Source organism: Nocardia sp. A7 (genome assembly GCF_046549215.1).
Classification (GTDB): domain Bacteria; phylum Actinomycetota; class Actinomycetes; order Mycobacteriales; family Mycobacteriaceae; genus Nocardia.
This window is the reverse complement of record NZ_JAJPWE010000002.1, coordinates 1,222,704-1,239,444: the sequence shown is the minus strand read 5'-3', so window position 1 is coordinate 1,239,444 and position 16,741 is coordinate 1,222,704. Positions and strand designations below refer to the sequence as shown.

16 protein-coding genes are annotated in these 16,741 nt (G+C 67.9%); 8 read left to right on the top strand and 8 right to left on the bottom strand.

The features are described from left to right. Window positions 1-79: 79 nt before the first annotated feature. The gene (mshC, locus tag ACLJPD_RS17175; RefSeq protein WP_410873190.1) at window positions 80-1,318 is read right to left on the bottom strand and encodes a cysteine--1-D-myo-inosityl 2-amino-2-deoxy-alpha-D-glucopyranoside ligase; all 1,239 of its coding nucleotides are present in this window, start codon (window positions 1,316-1,318) and stop codon (window positions 80-82) included. Window positions 1,319-1,613: 295 nt separating this feature from the next. On the opposite strand from mshC, the gene ACLJPD_RS17170 reads away from it, so the two are divergent. Both ACLJPD_RS17170 and ACLJPD_RS17165 read left to right on the top strand, forming a co-directional pair. Beyond that, window positions 1,614-2,036 (top strand): helix-turn-helix domain-containing protein, encoded by a 423-nt coding sequence (locus tag ACLJPD_RS17170; protein WP_410873188.1) that lies wholly within the window; start codon window positions 1,614-1,616, stop codon window positions 2,034-2,036. Further along, window positions 2,033-2,872 carry an alpha/beta fold hydrolase gene (locus ACLJPD_RS17165; RefSeq protein ID WP_410873187.1) on the top strand — a complete coding sequence of 280 codons (840 nt, stop codon included), beginning with the start codon at window positions 2,033-2,035 and terminating at the stop codon, window positions 2,870-2,872. Before ACLJPD_RS17170 ends, ACLJPD_RS17165 begins: the two co-directional genes overlap by 4 nt. 54 nt (window positions 2,873-2,926) lie before the next feature. Here ACLJPD_RS17165 and ACLJPD_RS17160 read toward each other — a convergent pair whose 3' ends face one another. The 6 genes from ACLJPD_RS17160 to ACLJPD_RS17135 all read right to left on the bottom strand — a co-directional run bounded on the left by ACLJPD_RS17160 (window position 2,927) and on the right by ACLJPD_RS17135 (window position 7,096). Beyond that, a complete protein-coding gene (locus ACLJPD_RS17160; RefSeq protein WP_410873186.1) occupies window positions 2,927-3,181 on the bottom strand; it encodes a hypothetical protein in 255 nt (84 codons plus the stop codon). A 96-nt stretch (window positions 3,182-3,277) separates the two neighbouring features. After that, window positions 3,278-3,829 (bottom strand): dihydrofolate reductase family protein, encoded by a 552-nt coding sequence (locus tag ACLJPD_RS17155; protein WP_410873185.1) that lies wholly within the window; start codon window positions 3,827-3,829, stop codon window positions 3,278-3,280. Window positions 3,830-3,909: 80 nt separating this feature from the next. Then, on the bottom strand, window positions 3,910-4,707 hold the full coding sequence (locus ACLJPD_RS17150) for an SCO1664 family protein (RefSeq protein WP_410873184.1): 798 nt from the start codon (window positions 4,705-4,707) through the stop codon (window positions 3,910-3,912). A gap of 4 nt (window positions 4,708-4,711) precedes the next feature. Next, window positions 4,712-5,299, bottom strand: coding sequence for a DUF3090 domain-containing protein (locus ACLJPD_RS17145; RefSeq protein ID WP_194828260.1), 588 nt, complete (start codon window positions 5,297-5,299; stop codon window positions 4,712-4,714). A gap of 49 nt (window positions 5,300-5,348) precedes the next feature. Further along, window positions 5,349-6,065: a histidine phosphatase family protein gene (locus ACLJPD_RS17140; protein ID WP_410873183.1), complete on the bottom strand. Its 717-nt coding sequence runs from the start codon at window positions 6,063-6,065 to the stop codon at window positions 5,349-5,351. 101 nt (window positions 6,066-6,166) lie between these two features. After that, the gene (locus tag ACLJPD_RS17135; protein WP_410873433.1) at window positions 6,167-7,096 is read right to left on the bottom strand and encodes an undecaprenyl-diphosphate phosphatase; all 930 of its coding nucleotides are present in this window, start codon (window positions 7,094-7,096) and stop codon (window positions 6,167-6,169) included. A 240-nt stretch (window positions 7,097-7,336) separates the two neighbouring features. Between ACLJPD_RS17135 and ACLJPD_RS17130 the strand changes: the two genes are divergently transcribed. The 6 genes from ACLJPD_RS17130 to ACLJPD_RS17105 all read left to right on the top strand — a co-directional run bounded on the left by ACLJPD_RS17130 (window position 7,337) and on the right by ACLJPD_RS17105 (window position 14,638). Beyond that, on the top strand, window positions 7,337-8,314 hold the full coding sequence (locus tag ACLJPD_RS17130; protein WP_410873182.1) for an aldo/keto reductase: 978 nt from the start codon (window positions 7,337-7,339) through the stop codon (window positions 8,312-8,314). A 17-nt stretch (window positions 8,315-8,331) separates the two neighbouring features. After that, entirely contained in the window at window positions 8,332-9,345 is a 1,014-nt protein-coding gene (locus ACLJPD_RS17125; protein WP_410873181.1) for a hemin ABC transporter substrate-binding protein, read from the top strand. Beyond that, window positions 9,342-10,463 (top strand): FecCD family ABC transporter permease, encoded by a 1,122-nt coding sequence (locus ACLJPD_RS17120; protein WP_410873180.1) that lies wholly within the window; start codon window positions 9,342-9,344, stop codon window positions 10,461-10,463. The genes ACLJPD_RS17125 and ACLJPD_RS17120 overlap by 4 nt, the downstream gene beginning before the upstream one ends. Beyond that, a complete protein-coding gene (locus ACLJPD_RS17115) occupies window positions 10,460-11,338 on the top strand; it encodes a heme ABC transporter ATP-binding protein (RefSeq protein WP_410873178.1) in 879 nt (292 codons plus the stop codon). The genes ACLJPD_RS17120 and ACLJPD_RS17115 overlap by 4 nt, the downstream gene beginning before the upstream one ends. A 293-nt stretch (window positions 11,339-11,631) precedes the next feature. After that, a complete protein-coding gene (locus tag ACLJPD_RS17110) occupies window positions 11,632-13,419 on the top strand; it encodes an FAD-binding dehydrogenase (protein ID WP_410873177.1) in 1,788 nt (595 codons plus the stop codon). Window positions 13,420-13,552: 133 nt separating this feature from the next. Beyond that, on the top strand, window positions 13,553-14,638 hold the full coding sequence (locus ACLJPD_RS17105) for an asparaginase domain-containing protein (RefSeq protein WP_410873176.1): 1,086 nt from the start codon (window positions 13,553-13,555) through the stop codon (window positions 14,636-14,638). Between the two features lie 5 nt (window positions 14,639-14,643). On the opposite strand, the gene ACLJPD_RS17100 is transcribed toward ACLJPD_RS17105, so the two are convergent. After that, window positions 14,644-16,722 carry an MMPL family transporter gene (locus ACLJPD_RS17100; RefSeq protein WP_410873175.1) on the bottom strand — a complete coding sequence of 693 codons (2,079 nt, stop codon included), beginning with the start codon at window positions 16,720-16,722 and terminating at the stop codon, window positions 14,644-14,646. Window positions 16,723-16,741 lie beyond the last annotated feature (19 nt).

The window sequence follows — 16,741 nt, the reverse complement described above, 5'->3', positions numbered from 1 at the left end:
AGCGCAGCACACTGCGAGCAACTGAGGCGTTCCACGACATAGCGCCAGGCGATCACCGGTCGATGATCACCCCAACTGTTCAGAGGGTGATGCCGAGGAGGGCGTCGACGGCGGTGCGGATCAGGGCCGGGGCTTCGGTATCGGTGCCGCCGTAGGCGATGGCCTGTTCGGCCCAGTTGTCGATGGCGTCGAGTGCTTTCGGGGTGTCGAGATCGTCGGCCAGGTGTTGACGCAACCGGGCGACGGTGTCGGTGGCCGAGGGGCCCGCGGTCAGTGACACGGCTTCACGCCAGCGGTCGAGGCGGGTCTGTGCGGCGGTGAGCACCTCGTCGGTCCACATGCGGTCGGCTCGGTAGTGCCCGGCGAGCAGGCCGAGGCGGATCGCGGCGGGGTCGACACCGGAGCGGCGCAGCGTCGACACGAGTACGAGGTTGCCCTTGGACTTCGACATCTTCTCGCCGTCGAGGCCGATCAGCCCCGCGTGCACGTAGTGGCGGGCGAAGCGGCGCGCGCCGGTGATCGCCTCGGCGTGCGCGGCGGAGTATTCATGGTGCGGGTACATCAGGTCCGAGCCGCCGCCCTGGATGTCGAACTCGGCGCCGATGCGGTTGAGCGCGATCGCCGCACACTCGATGTGCCAGCCGGGGCGGCCCGCGCCGAAGGGTGCCTGCCACGACGGTTCGCCGGGGCGTTCGGCTCGCCACAGCAGGGCGTCGATGGTGTCGCGCTTGCCTGCCCGGTCGGGGTCGCCGCCGCGTTCGGCGAACAGTGTGTCCATGGTCGCGCGGTCGTAGCCGGATTCGTAGCCGAACTGTTCGGTGGCGTCGGTGCGGAAGTAGATATCGGGGTACTGGTCATCATCGACGGTGTACGCGGCGCCGGCGGCGAGCAGTTTCTGCACCAGCTCCACCACCTCTTCGACCGATTCGATGGCACCGATGTAGTCGCGCGGCGGCAGCACCTGCAGTGCGCTCATGTCCTCGCGGAACAGGTCGATCTCGCGACTGCCGAGGTCGCGCCAGTCGATGCCGTCGCGGGCGGCGCGTTCGAACAGCGGGTCGTCGACGTCGGTGACGTTCTGCACGTAGTGCACGTCGTGGCCCGCGTCGCGCCAGATCCGGTTGACCAGGTCGAACGTCAGATAGGTGGCGGCGTGGCCGAGGTGGGTGGCGTCGTAGGGGGTGATGCCGCAGACGTACATCTTCGCGGTCTCGCCGGGGGTGACCGGGCGGATCTGTTGATCGGCGGTGTCGTACAAACGCAACGGCGGCCCTGTTCCGGGGACGGTCGGCAGGGCGATATCGGACCAGGACTGCATGTCTTCGAGGGTAGAGCCCCTGTCGATGTGCTCGGCTCGCGGCCCGGCTCATGGGGTTGCTCGCGGTGTCGCGCTACGGCCCGCTACCTGCACACAAACGTGTTCCGGCGCCGACGTCAAGGTTTGCGCTCAGGCAGATCCGCTGGTCACGGCGGTAGCGGGTCGATTCGGGCGTTTCGCGCCCAGTGTGCGTCGTGATCTGGGCGAACGGTTGCCATCGCGATCATTGTCACAGTCCACAATCTCTCAAACATCTCTATTGATCCCTATCAGTACATACGTTTAAGGTTGTTTTATGGCTGATAGTCTCTATTCGGTGGAACAAGTCGCCGAACTACTCGGGCTCCATGTCCGCACCGTGCGCAGTTATGTGCGCGAGGGCAAACTCCCCGCTGCCCGGATCGGCAAGCAGTACCGCATCACCCACGACGACCTCGAGGCGTTCACCGGACTACCGATCACCACCCCGCAGCCAGCACCCCACCGGCACGCCGAGTCGTCCTGCATCGTCGAGATCGACGACATCGACCGCGCCACCGTCGACCGGATCACCACCCTGCTCACCGCCACCGCCGGAACCCGAGGCGCGGGCGGTCAGCGAATGCGCGTGGAAACCAGCTACGACCCGGCCCGCCGCCGCCTCAAAGTGATCCTGCTCGGCAGCCTCGCCGACAGTGCCCGCCTGCTCGACTACCTGGACGGAATCCTCAGCTCATGATCTACAAGTCCGACGAAGGCCGACAGCTGATCGAGCAGCGCTACCGCGACCACCTCGACGCCTGGCCGGTCCCGCGCGAAGAACGACGGATCGACACCGGCGCAGGCGAAACGTTCGTCGTGGTCTCCGGCCCCGCGGACGCACCGCCGCTGGTCGTGCTGCACGGCTCAGGAGCCAACACCAGCACCTGGCGCGCCGACATCGCGGACTGGTCGAGAAATTTCCGCGTGTACGCGGTGGATCTGCCCGGCGAACCAGGATTCAGCGCGCCCACCCGGCTGGCGCTGGACAGCGATGCGACCGCGAACTGGCTCGATGACGTCATCGACGGACTGGGCCTGGACACCGTGGCGCTGGTCGGCATGTCACTGGGCGGGTGGACCGCACTCGATTATGTGCTGCGCAGGCCGGGCCGGGTCACGACGTTGGTCCTGCTGTGCCCGGGTGGGCTGGGTAAGCATCGCTACGGCTGGCTGGTGAAGGCGATCGGGCTGCGGATGATCGGCAGGCACAACGTGCGTGACATGGCCCGCACCGGCCTCGGCCTGGAAGGGCCCGCAGCGGACCCGATCATCGATGACATCGAACTGACGTTCACCCACTTCTCACCCCGCCCGGGAAAACTACCGATCTTCCGCGACGAGCAACTACGCGCGGTGGACATCCCGGTCCTGGTAATCGTCGGCGAACGCGACGCCCTGTTCGACTCGGCACGCACCGCCGAACGCGCCCGCGGTGCTTTCACGCGAGGCGAGGTTCGTCTGCTTCCAGGCGTCGGACACGGCCTGCTGAATCAGACTGCGGCGGTACGGGAATTCGTGCAGGCGCATGCCTGATCAAGCGTCGATGCCACCGCTCCCCGACGTGCGGCGACATCGAACAGGATCACATCACAGCGGGCGGCACTGCATCTGGGCCGCGTCCGGGAGCTGCTGCGTTGCGTAGAAGGCGGCACCGACTTCGTTGCCTGCCTTGACCGTGAGGTCCGGCAGCGGCGCACCGGCATGGTTGGTGGACGAGCAGACGTAGGTCTTCTCCCCCCACCAGCCGTTGGGAAACGCCTGCGCGGGTGTGGCAATGGCCACGGCGGCACCGGTGAGCAGCAGCGCGGCGGCGGAGGTGGTGACAACAGAACGGGTCGACATGTGGTTCCTCAGATCTCGCGGGGACAACGAAAGTGCTTGGAGCACACTAGCACCGGCACTGATCAGGCAACAGGCCTGCGCGGCCGCGAGAACACCTCAGTCGACGAGGTAGCGCAGCAGTACCGCGGTGGTGAACCGCCTCGTCTCGACCAATCGTAGGGCGATGCGCTTGTCCAGTGCCGGGAACATCGGTGTGCCGCCGCCGAGCACCACCGGCGAGACGAACACCTGGTACTCGTCGATGAGCCCGTGCGGCATCAGCGAGGCCGCCAGGCTCGCACCACCGACTTCCATGACCCCATCGCCTTCGGCCTTGAGCCTGCGGACCTCCTCGACCGCGTTCGCACCGACCAGCGTGCTGTTCCACCCGACCTCGGTGAGCGTCCGGGAGAAGACGACCTTGGGCTTGGCCGTCCAGAGCTGGCCGAACTCGCGCTGGATGAGCGGCGCGTCCTCGGGCACGTGCGGCCAGTACTCGGCCATCAGCTCGTACAGCCGGCGACCGTTCAACGCGACCTCGAGCCCACCGAAGCGGTCGTTGTGGAACTGGTGCAGTTCGTCGTCGGGGTCGGTCCAGTCGATGCTGCCGTCACGGTCGTTGACGTAGCCGTCCAGGGACACGCCGAATCCATAGATCAGTTTCCTCATGACTGTGTAGACCTCCTTCGCGCTCGAAACTCATCGGACCGAACAGGCCGGGGCGAGCACGACCGATTATCGGCCGGTGGTCAGAAGGCGGGCCAGGGAATCGGGCGCGAGGAGTTCGGAATCGGCATCACGGGGTGGTCGAGCAGCGCTTTCGCGCGTTCGGTGAGCGCGGTGATCTCGGCGTCGGTGATGTGCGGTGCCAGTGAATCGGCCACGGCGCCGGGCAGACTCGCGGCGAAGGTGGTGATGTCGGTGATCAGTGACCCGTGCACCGGTCGCCCGGCCCAGCCCCACAGCACGGTGCGCAGTTTCGGTTCGGTGTGCAGGCAGATGCCGTGGTCGACGCCGTAGACCTGACCGTCGACCCCTTCCAGCGCGTGCCCGCCCTTGCGATCGGCGTTGTTGAGCAACAGATCGAGCACCGCCATCCGTTGCAGGCGCGGATCGTCGGCGTGGATGAGGGAGACCTCGTTGCCCTGCTCGTCGAGGGCGCGCAGCACTTCGCAGAACCCCTCGGGCACGGTCCCCGGTGTGCACAGGTCGACCAGGTCCAGGCGCTGACGGGAGTCGGTGCGGTTGTCGACCGAGGTGACCCAGCGCTGCACCATGCCCGGCCCCAACGGCCCGTCGCGCAGCACCGTTTCGGGAATGACACCCCAGCCGAGATGTTCGGAGATCAGATACGACGCGACCTCGCGGCCGGCGAGGGTCCCGTCGGGGAAGTCCCACAAGGGTCGTTCACCACGCACCGGCTTGTAGACCACCCGCAGCGGGGCACCGTCGGGTTCGGGTGCGGCGATCTCACACACCAGCGTGAGATTGCTGGCGACGCCGACCCGCCCGACGATGTCGAGTTCGCCTTCGGTGATCACCGGCACGCGATCACTCCTCTTCGAGTTCGGCGGCGCCGAAGATCTCGCCACGCTTGTACCCGTTGGTGCGCACACACATGTGCCCGCGCGAGGACAGCGGTTCCCCACACAGCGGGCACGGTGGGCGCCCGGCCGCGATCACCCGCGCCGACCGCAACGCGAACTCGCGTGCCTGGATCGGGGTCAGGAACACCCGCACCGCGTCGGGGCCTTCGTCGGTGTCGTCGAGCACCACCGATTCGTCGACCTCGGTCTCGGTGATGGCGAGCAACTCGACCACGACGGCATTGGCGTCGGAATCCCAGCCCAGACCCATGGTCCCGACCCGGAACTCGGTGTCGATGGGGGTGACCAGCGGCGCGACATCGCGCACGTCCTCCCCTTCCGGTGGCACCTCGGCGCCGAAGCGGCGCGCGACCTCGTCGAGCAGCAGACCCATCCGGTCGGCGAGCACCTTCACCTGCTGCTTCTCCAGCAGCACACTCACCACCAGCGGATCCTGCACGGCCTGCAAGTAGAACGAACGATCGCCCGGTTCACCGACGGTCCCGGCGACGAAACGATCGGGGGTGCGAAATACATGGATTGCGCGTGACACATGCACCTCCTGATACGTGACCCTGATCGACACTCACGAACACACTCTTCTAAGGAGAATCGCGGTGCCCCGCATTCCCATTATCCGCGCTCGATTCTGTCGGCACCTCTCCACCGGGGGTCGGTGTCGGCGGTGCGGCCGCGGCCAGCGCGGAAAGATCGGAGCCGGTGTCGTTGAACTTCCACACCGAGGGACCGTGCGGGCTGTAGCGGACCACGCTGATCGAGGCCGGTTCCACCGCGATCCGCTGAAAACTGTCCAGGTGCAGACCCAGCGCATCGGCGAGGATCGATTTGATGACGTCGCCGTGCGCGCACGCCACCCACAACACATCGCGGCCGGCCTTGTCGGCCAGCGTGCGTTCGATATCGCGGATCGCGGCGACCGCACGCTGCTGGACCTGGGCCAGCCCTTCCCCACCGGGGAACACCGCACCGGAGGCGTGCCCCTGCACGACCCGCCACAGCGGTTCGGTGATCAGTTCGGCGATCGGGCGCCCGGTCCAGTCGCCGTAGTCGACCTCGATGAGCCGTTCGTCGTGGTCGGGTTCGAGGCCGAGCTTCTCCGCCAGCGGGGCCACGGTGCGCTGACAGCGCAGCAGCGGGGAGCTGGCGATGTGTTCGATCGGCAGCATCGCGAGCCGGTCGGCCACCGCGGCGGCCTGTTCGGTGCCGCGCTCGGTGAGTTCGACGCCGGGGGCGCGGCCCGCGAGGGTACGCGCGGTATTGGAGGTCGACACTCCGTGCCGGAGCAGGATCACCGTCATGGGACCAGCCTAGTGGGCGCAGTCGCGGAGCGTTCCCTAGTCGTTTCGCGCATGGCCGGAGCGAATGCGGAGGTACGCCTAACCATTGAATAGTGTCTTGCTCAGGTCGCGGAGACGACGCCGGCGGCCAGCAGGCCCATCACAGCGAGGCCGACGATTATCCGGTAGCCGACGAACCAGTACAGCGAATGGTTGCCGACGAACTTCAGCAGCCAGGCCACCGAGGCATAACCGACGAAGAACGCCAGAATGGTCGCGACCAGCAACTGCGGACCACTGGCATTGAGGCCCTCACCGGCCGGTTCGAACGCGTCGGGCAGGCTGAACAGCCCGGAGGCGGTCACCGCGGGGATCGCAAGCAGGAAGGAGAACCGCACCGCCGCCTCCCGCTTCAAGCCCAGGAACAGGCCCGCGGTGGAGGTGGCGCCGGAGCGGGAGACGCCCGGGATCAGCGCGAGACACTGCGCCAGGCCCATGATGATGCCGTCGCGGGTGGTGAGCTGTTCGATCGACCGTTCCTTCTTGCCGAAGTACTCACCGGCGGCGATGACCAGCGCGAACGCGACCAGCATGAACGACACCAGCCACAGATTGCGGGCACCGGTGCGGATCTCGTCCTTGAACAGGTACCCCAACACTCCGATCGGGATGGTGGCGATGATCACGTACCAGCCGACGCGGTAGTCGAGTTCGCGCTGGGTGTCGCGTTCGTGCGCTTCGCGGGCGCTGCGGTCCATCACCGGCAGTTTCGTGGTCACCCGGTCGCCGACCGCTACTTCACGCTGTGACCGTTCCCGCCACCGCATGCCGAGAGTGGTGAACCAGGCGACGAGGATGCGCCAGATGTCCTTGGCGAAGTACACCAGGACCGCGAGTTCGGTGCCGAGCTGGGTGACGGCGGTGAACGAGGCGCCTGCGTCGTCGCCGAAGAACACGCCCGAGACGATCCGAAGGTGTCCGGAGGAGGAGATCGGCAGGAACTCGGTGAGTCCCTGCACCAATCCGAGTACCAATGCCTGGAACCAGGTCATCGACTCGCCCACCACGTCCTCCTGCTGACTCGCGCCCGAAAGACGGCGTCCTCCTGGGCTTTTGCTTCATACCCGGCCGTGAGGCCACGATCTCGCAGCGACCCTACCTGTCGCCGCCGCCGCCGCGCCGCCTGCCCGTCGCCGCGATCGGGTTCTGCCGCGCCGTGGTACGGGTCGCCGAGCGGGGTTGTGCTGGTGCGCGCATTAGGCTGTCGCCGTGACGAAAGCGCGGGCGCGGTGATGGAACAGCGAACGGTGGGACGCAACGGACTTCGGGTGTCGCGGATCGGTTTGGCGACCCATACCTGGGGCACGCATACCGACGCCGACGAGGCATCGGTGCAGTTGGCGGCGTTCACCGAGGCCGGTGGCACGCTCGTCGACATCTCGCCCGTCTACGGCGAGGGCGCGGCGCAGCGGATCCTGGCGGACCTGCTCGGCGACCTGGTGTCGCGTGACGAATTGGTGCTCAGTGGCAGTGCGGGTGTGGTGATGCACGCGCCCGGCGCCGGGGTCGGCGACTCGGTACCCGCGCCCGCGGCGGTGGGCCCGGTGGTCGACGCGTCGCGGCGCACGCTGCTCAAACAACTCGACCGGACCCTGCTGGAACTCGGCACCGACCATCTCGACATCTGGAGCATCGCCGCCTGGGATCCGTACACCCCGCTCGACGAGGTCGCGGCGACCCTGGACACCGCGGTGCGGACCGGCCGCACCCGGTACGCGGGGGTGCGTGGTTTCGCGGCGTGGCAGTTGGCGAGTCTGGCCGCGATCGCGCCGATCACGGCCGCGCAGACCCCGTACTCGCTGCTCGCGCGTGCCACCGAGAACGAGGTGATTCCCGCCGCCCGCCACCACGGGGTCGGCATCATCGCGTCGGCGCCGCTGGCCGGTGGAATCCTGACCGGCAAGTACCGCGACGGTGTGCCCGCGGATTCGCGCGGTGCCGACGAGGCGACAGCGGCCGAGATCCGGCGCAGGCTCGACGACGATCGCGCGACCAGAGTGGTCGATGCGCTGGTCACCGCCGCTGACGGGCTCGGCACGTCACCGCTGGCGGTGGCGCTGGCCTGGATCCGTGATCGGCCGGGCATCGCGAGCATGATCGTCGGTGCCCGCGATATCGGTCAGCTCACCGGTGTGCTGGCCGCCGAGACCCTCGAGTTGCCGCGGGCGATCGCGGCGGCACTGGACGATGTGAGCGCCCGTTCCGAATGATGGCTAGCCTTACCTGCATGAAACTGCGTGGTGTGCTGACGGCGATGCTCGCGGCGACGGTGCTGACCGGTGCCGTCGCGTGCACCCCGAGCAATCCTGCATCGACTGCCGATTCCGGCGGGCCGGTGACCGCGCAGCTCGCCGACCTGGACCCGGTTCCGATCGGGCCCGCACCGACGCCGCGGCTGCCCGCGACGGTGAAGTCCTATGACGGCACCGACGTGACGGTCGCCGATGCCTCGCGGATCATCGCTGTCGACCGCTACGGCACCCTCGCTCAAACCGTGTGGGCGCTCGGTCTCGGCGCGAACCTCGTCGGCCGCAGCACCTCCGCCTCGTTTCCCGCCGTGGCGGCCGTGCCCAATGTGGCAGGCGGCAACGGCAGCCTCAGCGTCGAAGCGGTCCTGAACCTGCGCCCGTCGGTGTTTCTCACCGACACGACCAGCGCGGCGCCCGCCGTGCGGGAACAGTTGCGGGCAGCCGGGGTGACCGTGGTCTATTTCGACCCCGATCGCAGCATGGACGGTGTCGTCCCGCAGATCGAGGCGGTCGCCACCGCGCTGGGCGTTCCCGAGGCGGGCAAGCAGCTCGGCGCGCGCACCCACGACGAGATCGCCACCGCGACCGCCCGCGTGCCGAAGCAGGATCCGCAGCCCAAGATCGCCTTCCTGTACCTGCGCAGCGCCGCGATCACCATGATCGCGGGCCGCGGATCCGGCGCCGATTCGCTGGTCACCGCGATCGGCGGCGTCGACGCGGGCACCGCCGCCGGAGTGAACGAGCCGTTCGTCACCATCACGAGCGAGGCGATGATCGCCGCCTCCCCGGATGTGTTGCTGGTGATGTCGGACGGGCTGAAATCGGTCGGTGGCGTCGACGGGCTGGAGAAGGTACCCGGCATCGCCCAGACCCCCGCCGGGCGCAACCGGCGCGTGGTCGACATGTCCGACGCGGTGATCCTCAGCTTCGGCCCCAACACCGGCCGCGTCATCTCCGCGCTGTCCGACGCCGTCTACGGCAAACCGGCATGAGCGATGTGCCCGACCTGACGAAATCCGCGGACAGCCCGCGGATCACTGATGCCACACCCGATCCCCTGCCACCCACGAGTCACCGTGGGACGCGTGTGACCGTGGTGTTCGCCGTCGCACTGCTCGCCCTGGTGGTGCTGGCCGTGGTGTCGGCCGTCCTCGGGCAGGTGCCGACGACGGCCGCCGAGGTGCTGGGCAGTGTGGCGCACCGGATCGGCCTCGATATCGGGACCGTGCCCGCCCATCCGGCCGGTGAGGTGACGCTCTGGGAGGTGCGGTTCCCACGGGTGGCTTTGGCGATCCTGGTCGGGGCTTCGCTCGCGACGGCGGGTGCGTTGTTGCAGGGCGTGTTCGCCAATCCGCTCGCCGAACCCGGGGTGATCGGGGTGTCGGCGGGTGCGGCGGTCGGGGCGGGCACCGTCATCGTGGTCGGTGGCGCGTTCGTGGCCGCATGGTCGGTCGCGGCCGCCGCGTTCGTCGCGGGCCTGATCACCACCGCGCTGGTCTATGTGCTCTCGCGATCGAACGGGCGCACCGAAGTGGTGACGTTGATCCTCACCGGTGTCGCGATCAACGCCTTCGCCGGTGGCTTGATCGCGCTGCTGCTGTTCGTCGCCACCCCCGCCGCCCGCGATCAGATCGTGTTCTGGCAGCTCGGCAGTCTCAACGGCGCCACCTGGCCGTCGGTGGCGATCGTGGCGGTGCTGGCCGCGGTCGGCATCCTGGCCGCGATCCTCATCGCACCACGCCTGGATCTGCTCGCCCTCGGTGATTCCGCGGCCCGCCACCTCGGGGTCGACGTGGAACGACTGCGCAGGCAGGTGATCGTGGTAGTCGCCGTGCTCACCGCCGCGGGCGTGGCATTCAGCGGCATCATTCTGTTCGTCGGCCTGATCGTGCCGCACCTCGTGCGCATGATGGTCGGCCCCGGTCACCGGGTACTCGTCCCGCTCAGCGCGATCCTGGGCGCGGTGGTGTTGCTCGGCGCCGACGTCGTGGCCCGCACCCTGGTCCACAACGCCGACCTGCCGCTGGGCATGCTCACCTCCCTGATCGGCGGCCCGTTCTTCTTCTGGCTGTTGCGCCGCACCAGGGCTCGCGCAGGAGGTTGGGGATGACCGAGATCGACACCGCCGAAACCGCACTGCAACGCCGGGTCTCCTGGCGTTCGCTGTTCGCCCGAACCCCTGACGTGCCCGCGCGCCCCGAACTCGGCACCGTCACCCTGCGTGCCAGCGGGCTCACCGTCCGTCGCGGCGCGCGCACCGTCCTCGAAGCTGTCGACTTCCAGGTCGCGGCAGGCGAAATCGTCGCGCTCGTCGGTCCGAACGGTGCGGGCAAGTCCAGCTTGCTCGCCGCCCTCGCCGGGGAACTCGAACCCAGCGCGGGCACCGTGAAGCTCGAAGGCCACGCGCTCTCGCACTGGACCCCGGCCGACATGGCCCGCCGCCGCGCGGTCCTGCCCCAATCCCACGCTGTCGGCTTCCCCTTCACCGCCCGTGAGGTCGTCGCCATGGGCCGTGCCCCGTGGCTGCACACCCCCGCCGCCGACAACGACGACGCACTCGTCACCGCGGCACTGGCCGCGACCGATGTCACCCATCTCGCCACGCGTGTCTTCCCATCGCTGTCGGGCGGCGAGCGTGCTCGCGTAGCCCTGGCTCGCGTCCTGGCTCAGGACACCGCCACCCTGCTCCTGGACGAACCGACCGCCGCCCTCGACCTCGGCCACCAGGAAGCCGTCCTTCGCCTGGCCGCCACTCGCGCCGCCGAAGGCGCCGCCGTGGTCGTCGTCGTCCACGACCTCGGCGTGGCCGCCGCCTACGCCGACCGCGTCACCGTCCTGGACGCAGGCCGCGTCGCCGCCGACGGCCTCCCCCGCGAGATCCTCACTCGCGAACTACTCACCACCGTCTACCACCACCCCGTCGACGTCTTCGATCACCCGATCACCGGCGCCCAACTCGTCCTGCCCGAACGCGGCCACAACTGACGCAGCCACCGGCGTTGTGATCGAGCGTGGCCGCCGCAGGGAAATGTCCTTACCTGACCCACTGGGGCCCACCGACAGCTGCACACGCAGGTTCTGCACCGGACCAGAGTCGCCGAGGGCGGTTCGTGCCCGGTCGGTAAGCGCACTCGCCAGCGACAGTGACCTTCCACAATCGCGAGCCGGGGCTACAAAAGACAGCGGCGTGTCTCCTACTATCGGTCGCGGCGCCAACCGCTCGACCAGTTGCTCGGGCTGCTATGAATTTTATTGCGTTGTCCCGCAGAGGAATTGACATGCCGCCTGCACAGCAGAGCTTGACCGGCCTGAGCCGCCGCCGACTGCTGGCAACCGCCGCCGCGGCCACCACGCTGAGCGCACTGAGCCTGGGCCGCGCGTCCGCCGGCCCCGCGGACGACGCCGACGTCATCGTCGTCGGTGCCGGACTCGCCGGACTGGTGGCGACGTCGGAACTGGTCGCCGCCGGTCGGCGCGTACTACTAGTGGATCAAGAACCCGAGACCAGTCTCGGCGGTCAGGCGTTCTGGTCGCTGGGCGGGTTGTTCTTCATCGACTCCCTCGAGCAGCGGATCGCCGGGGTCCGCGATTCGCTCGAATTGGCGCGACACGACTGGTTCAACGCCGCCGGTTTCGACCGCGGGCCCGACGACCCGCTCGGCGAAGACTACTGGGGCACACGCTGGGCTGAGGCCTACCTGCAGTTCGCGGCCGGGGAGAAGCAGTCATGGCTGGCCGGGCTCGGGATGCGCTGGGTGCCTTACGTGGGGTGGGCCGAGCGCGGCGACAAGAGTCCGGGCGGACCGGGCAATTCGGTTCCGCGTTTCCATCTGACCCTCGGGACCGGTCCCGGTGTCATGGAACCGTTCGAGAAACTCGTGCGCGACGCGCAGTCCCGCGGCGCGGTCTCGTTCCGGTTCCGCCATCGGGTCGACGGGCTCATCACCACCGGCAACGCCGTCACCGGCGTACACGGCAGCGTGCTCGAACCCAGCGACGCGGCCCGCGGCACACCCAGTTCCCGCACCGAGGTCGGCGAGTTCGAGCTGCACGCCCCGATGGTGATCGTCACCTCCGGCGGCATCGGCGCCAACCACGACCTCGTCCGCCGCAACTGGCCGCCGCGCCTCGGCGCCCCGCCCGCCCGCTTGGCCACCGGCGTACCCGCCCACGTCGACGGCCGCATGCTCGCGATCAGCGAAGCGGCCGGCGCTCGGCTGGTCAACCGTGATCGGATGTGGCACTACACCGAAGGGCTCATCAACCACACGCCCATCTGGCCCGACCACGGCATCCGTGTGCTCGCCTCGCCCTCCTCGATGTGGTTCGACGCCACCGGCCGCCGCTTCCCGTCCCCCGGTATCCCCAGCTACGACACACTCGGCACGCTGGAACTGATCATGCGATCGGGCTACGACTACTCCTGGTTCGTGCTGAACAAAAGGATCATCGACAAAGAGTTCGTGCTCTCCGGATCCGAACAGAATCCCGAACTCACCCGCAAAGACATCCCCGGCTACCTCCTCAGCCGCCTGACCAACAGCACACCCCCGCCGATCAAAGCCTTCATCGACCACGGCCCGGACTTCGTGACCGCCAACGCACTACCAGAGCTCGTGGCGGGCATGAACCGGCTCACCGGCTCGGACCTGATCAACTTCGACGATCTGCACACCCAGATCTCCCTGCGCGACCAGCAGGTCGACAACCCCAACAGCACCGACGCCCAGATCATCGGCATCCGAAATTCCCTGGCCTACATCGGCGATGCCCTGGTCCGCACCACCTCGCTGCATCGAATTCTCGACCCCGCGGCAGGTCCGCTCATCGCGATCCGGATGAACATCCTCACCCGAAAAACCCTCGGCGGCTTGCAAACCGATCTCTCCGGCCGCGTTCTCGACGCCACCGGCAATCCCATCGCCGGGCTCTACGCCGCGGGCGAGGTCGCGGGCTTCGGTGGCGGCGGTGTCCACGGCTACCGCGCGCTGGAAGGCACCTTTCTCGGCGGCTGCCTGTTCTCCGGCAGGCAAACCGGCCGTGCAGCCGCCCAGGAAAGCGCTTGATCCGAGCGTCACCAGCCGCAGCCCGTCGACCTCGGTATCCCCGATCGTTGCCGTCGACAGTACCTCGGTATTGGATCGAGGTACTGCGTGAGAGTGATGTGGTCGGGTACGGGCCGTTCGTAGCGTGAGCCGCATGCCCTCAGTCTCGAAAATCGCCGCCACGATCGCGCTCGCCGGAACAGTCGCCGGTGCCGGAATCGGTGTCAGCTCAGCCGATTCCACCACGGCGTCGCGAGTGGCGGTGATCGGTCTCGGGGGCACCATCGCAGGCACCTCCGACCGGCGCACCGATTTCGAAACCTATCTGCCCGGCACCCGGCCGATCGCTGAACTCGTCGACTCCCTGCGCCCCGAAATCGGTGAGGTCGCCGCCGTGTCGACCGAGGATTTCGGGCAGAAGGGATCCGGCGACTACACCGTCACCGACCTCTACGATCTGGCGTGGCTGGTGGAAAGCCGCCTCCGAGATCATGATTCGGTCGTGGTCAGCACCGGTTCGGCCACCATGGAGGAGCTGAGCTACTTCCTCGACCTCACTGTGCGCAGCACGAAACCGGTGGTCGTGACCGGTGCGATGCGACCGTGGACCGCGATCGGCAGCGACGGACCGGTCAACCTGTACAACGCGATCCGGCTCGCGGCGAGCAACCGGACCACCTGTTTCGGCACGGTCATCGCCCTCAACGGCCAGATCCTGCCCGCCCGCGACGCCACCAAAACCGACTCGACCCGCGTGCACACCTTCACCACCCGCGAATACGGCGACCTCGGCACGATCGACCAGGCGGGAATCCGCCTGCAGCGCGCTCCCGCTCGCGTCCAACGCTGCGACGATCCCGCCCGCTGGACGACCCCGTTCGACCTGACCACGATCCACCGCGACACCCTCCCGCGCGTCGACATCGCCCACAGCTATCTCGACGCACCCGCCGAGCCCATCACCGCGGCCGCCACCGCGGGTGCCAAGGGCATCGTGTTCGCGGGCACTCCCTCGCCCAATCAGGCGGGCGCCGCGATGGCGACCAAGGGTGTCGCCCTGGTCGCCACCAACGCCTACGGTTCCGGCGCGATCACCGTCGACCCGAAAATGGGCGTCGTCAGCGGCGGTGACCTCGCACCGAAGAAGGCACGCCTGCTGCTCCTGCTGGCGCTGGCCAGAACCACCGACCACGACCAGATCGTGGCCTGGTTCCGCGATTACGGCAACCAGCAGTTCTGAGGCGGCTACTTCCAGATGATCTTCAGCAGGGCGGGGGTGAGCACCATCCGGATGATCGTGGCGTCGATGATCAGCGCCACGATCATCCCGTAGGCGATGTATTTCATCAGCACCAGATCCGAGAATCCGAATGCCCCGGTCACCACGATCAGGATCGCGGCCGCCGAGGTGATCACGCCGCCGGTGTGGGCCACGCCGTAGCGGATCGACTCGGCGGCATCGGCGCCCGCAGCGCGTTTCTCGGCGATTCGTGACAGCAGGAACACCTCGTAGTCGGTGGACAAGCCGAAGATCACCGTCACGATCAACGCCACCACCGCGAACATCAACGGTCCCGGCGTGAACTGGAAGGCCTCGGACCCGTGCCCTTCCACGAAGATCCAGGTCAGTACGCCCAGGGTGGAGACCAGGCTGAGCGCGCTCATCGCGACGGCCTTCACCGCCAGGATCACCGACCGGAACGCCACGATCATCAATGCCAGTGCCGCCGCGATCAGGATCGCCAACAGCAGCGGGAGCCCGTCGATCAATCCGTTGATGCTGTCGCGTTCGAGCGCGGGGATGCCGGCGACCATCACCTGCACGCCCGGTGGCGCGGGTAATGACCGCAGGGTGTCGATCACCCGGTCGGCGTCGCGTTTGTCGCCGAGCCCGGCGGAGAGCACGTTGACGTTGTCCTTGGTCGCCGCCGCCGGTTCGAAGCGCCCGGTCAGCCCGGGAACCTGATTGGCTTCGAACCGGATATCGCTCAACTGCTCTGGTGTGGCACCGACCACGATGAGTTTCAACGGTTCGGTGCGGAATCCGGGAAACAGGTGGTCGAAGTCTTCCTGGGCCACCCGCGCCGGGTTGTCGGCGGCCAGGTACTTCTCGCTGATCCCACCGAACTCGATGTGGCGCAACGGAATACTCAACGCCAGCAGACCGAGCACGATCGGGATGACCACCGCCCACGGCCGTCGCATCGCCCACTGTGCCAGTCGCGAGAAGAATCCCGCGTCGATCTGGGCCTCGGTTTTGCTGCGCGAGAAGCGTTTCCAGCCGAGCCAGTCGACCCGGTGTCCGGCGATACTCAATGCCGCGGGCAGGGCGGTCACCGACAGCAGCGCCGCCAACATCACCGCGGAGATGCCGCCGTAGGGTACCGACCGCAACACACCGTTCGGGAAGATGAACAGCGCACCCAAGCTCACCGCGATGATCGCCGCGGAGAACAGCACCGTGCGGCCCGCCGTCGCGACCGTGCGCGCGGTCGCGTCCTCGACCGAGCGCCCGGCGGCCAGTTCCTCCCGGAACCGGGTCACCGTGAACAGTCCGTAGTCGATCGCCAACCCCAGCGCCACCAGCGTCATCACCGCACTGGCGAACACGTTGACCTCGATCTGCGCGGTGAGCACCCGCAAGATCCCGGAGGTGCCCAGGATCGTGAGGCCACCGATCAACACCGGCAGCAGTGCCCCGATCACCCCGCCGAACACGAAGTACAGCAGGATCGCCACGATCGGTAGGGCGATGATCTCGGCGCGCTTGATGTCGTGCTGCATCCCGATATTGATGCCCTCGACCACCGGCTGCAGCCCCGCCAGCTGCACCGTCGTCGCGCCGGGCCCACCGCCGGGCACACCGGCGTCCAGGTGCGGTTTCAACGCGAGATAGTTGTTGACCGTCGCGGTGCCTCCGCCGCCTGCCAGCCCGATGCTGGCGAACGCGTGCTGTTTGGTCGGGTCGGAGGCATTCGCTGAGAAGGGGCTGTCCCAGTAGCTGTCGATCTTGTGGATCCGCTCGCCGTGCTCTTTGCGCAGCTGCGCCAGCGCCGATGTCACGGGTCCGCGCACGGCGGGATCGTCGACGGTGGTGCCGGGTGGGGCGGTGTAGATGACGATCAGATCGCCGTCGGTGTCGCGGCCGAAGATGTCGTCGGCCAGTTTCGACGCCGCCACCGACTGGCTCGACTCGTCGAACCAGCCTTCCTGGGTGTACCGGTCGGCCAGATCACGACCGAACCACCCCGAGACCAGCACGGTCAACACGAAGAAGCCGAGCACCAGGAATCGGTGCCGGTAGACGAACCTGCCCCACCGCATGGATCGAGATTCGCCCATC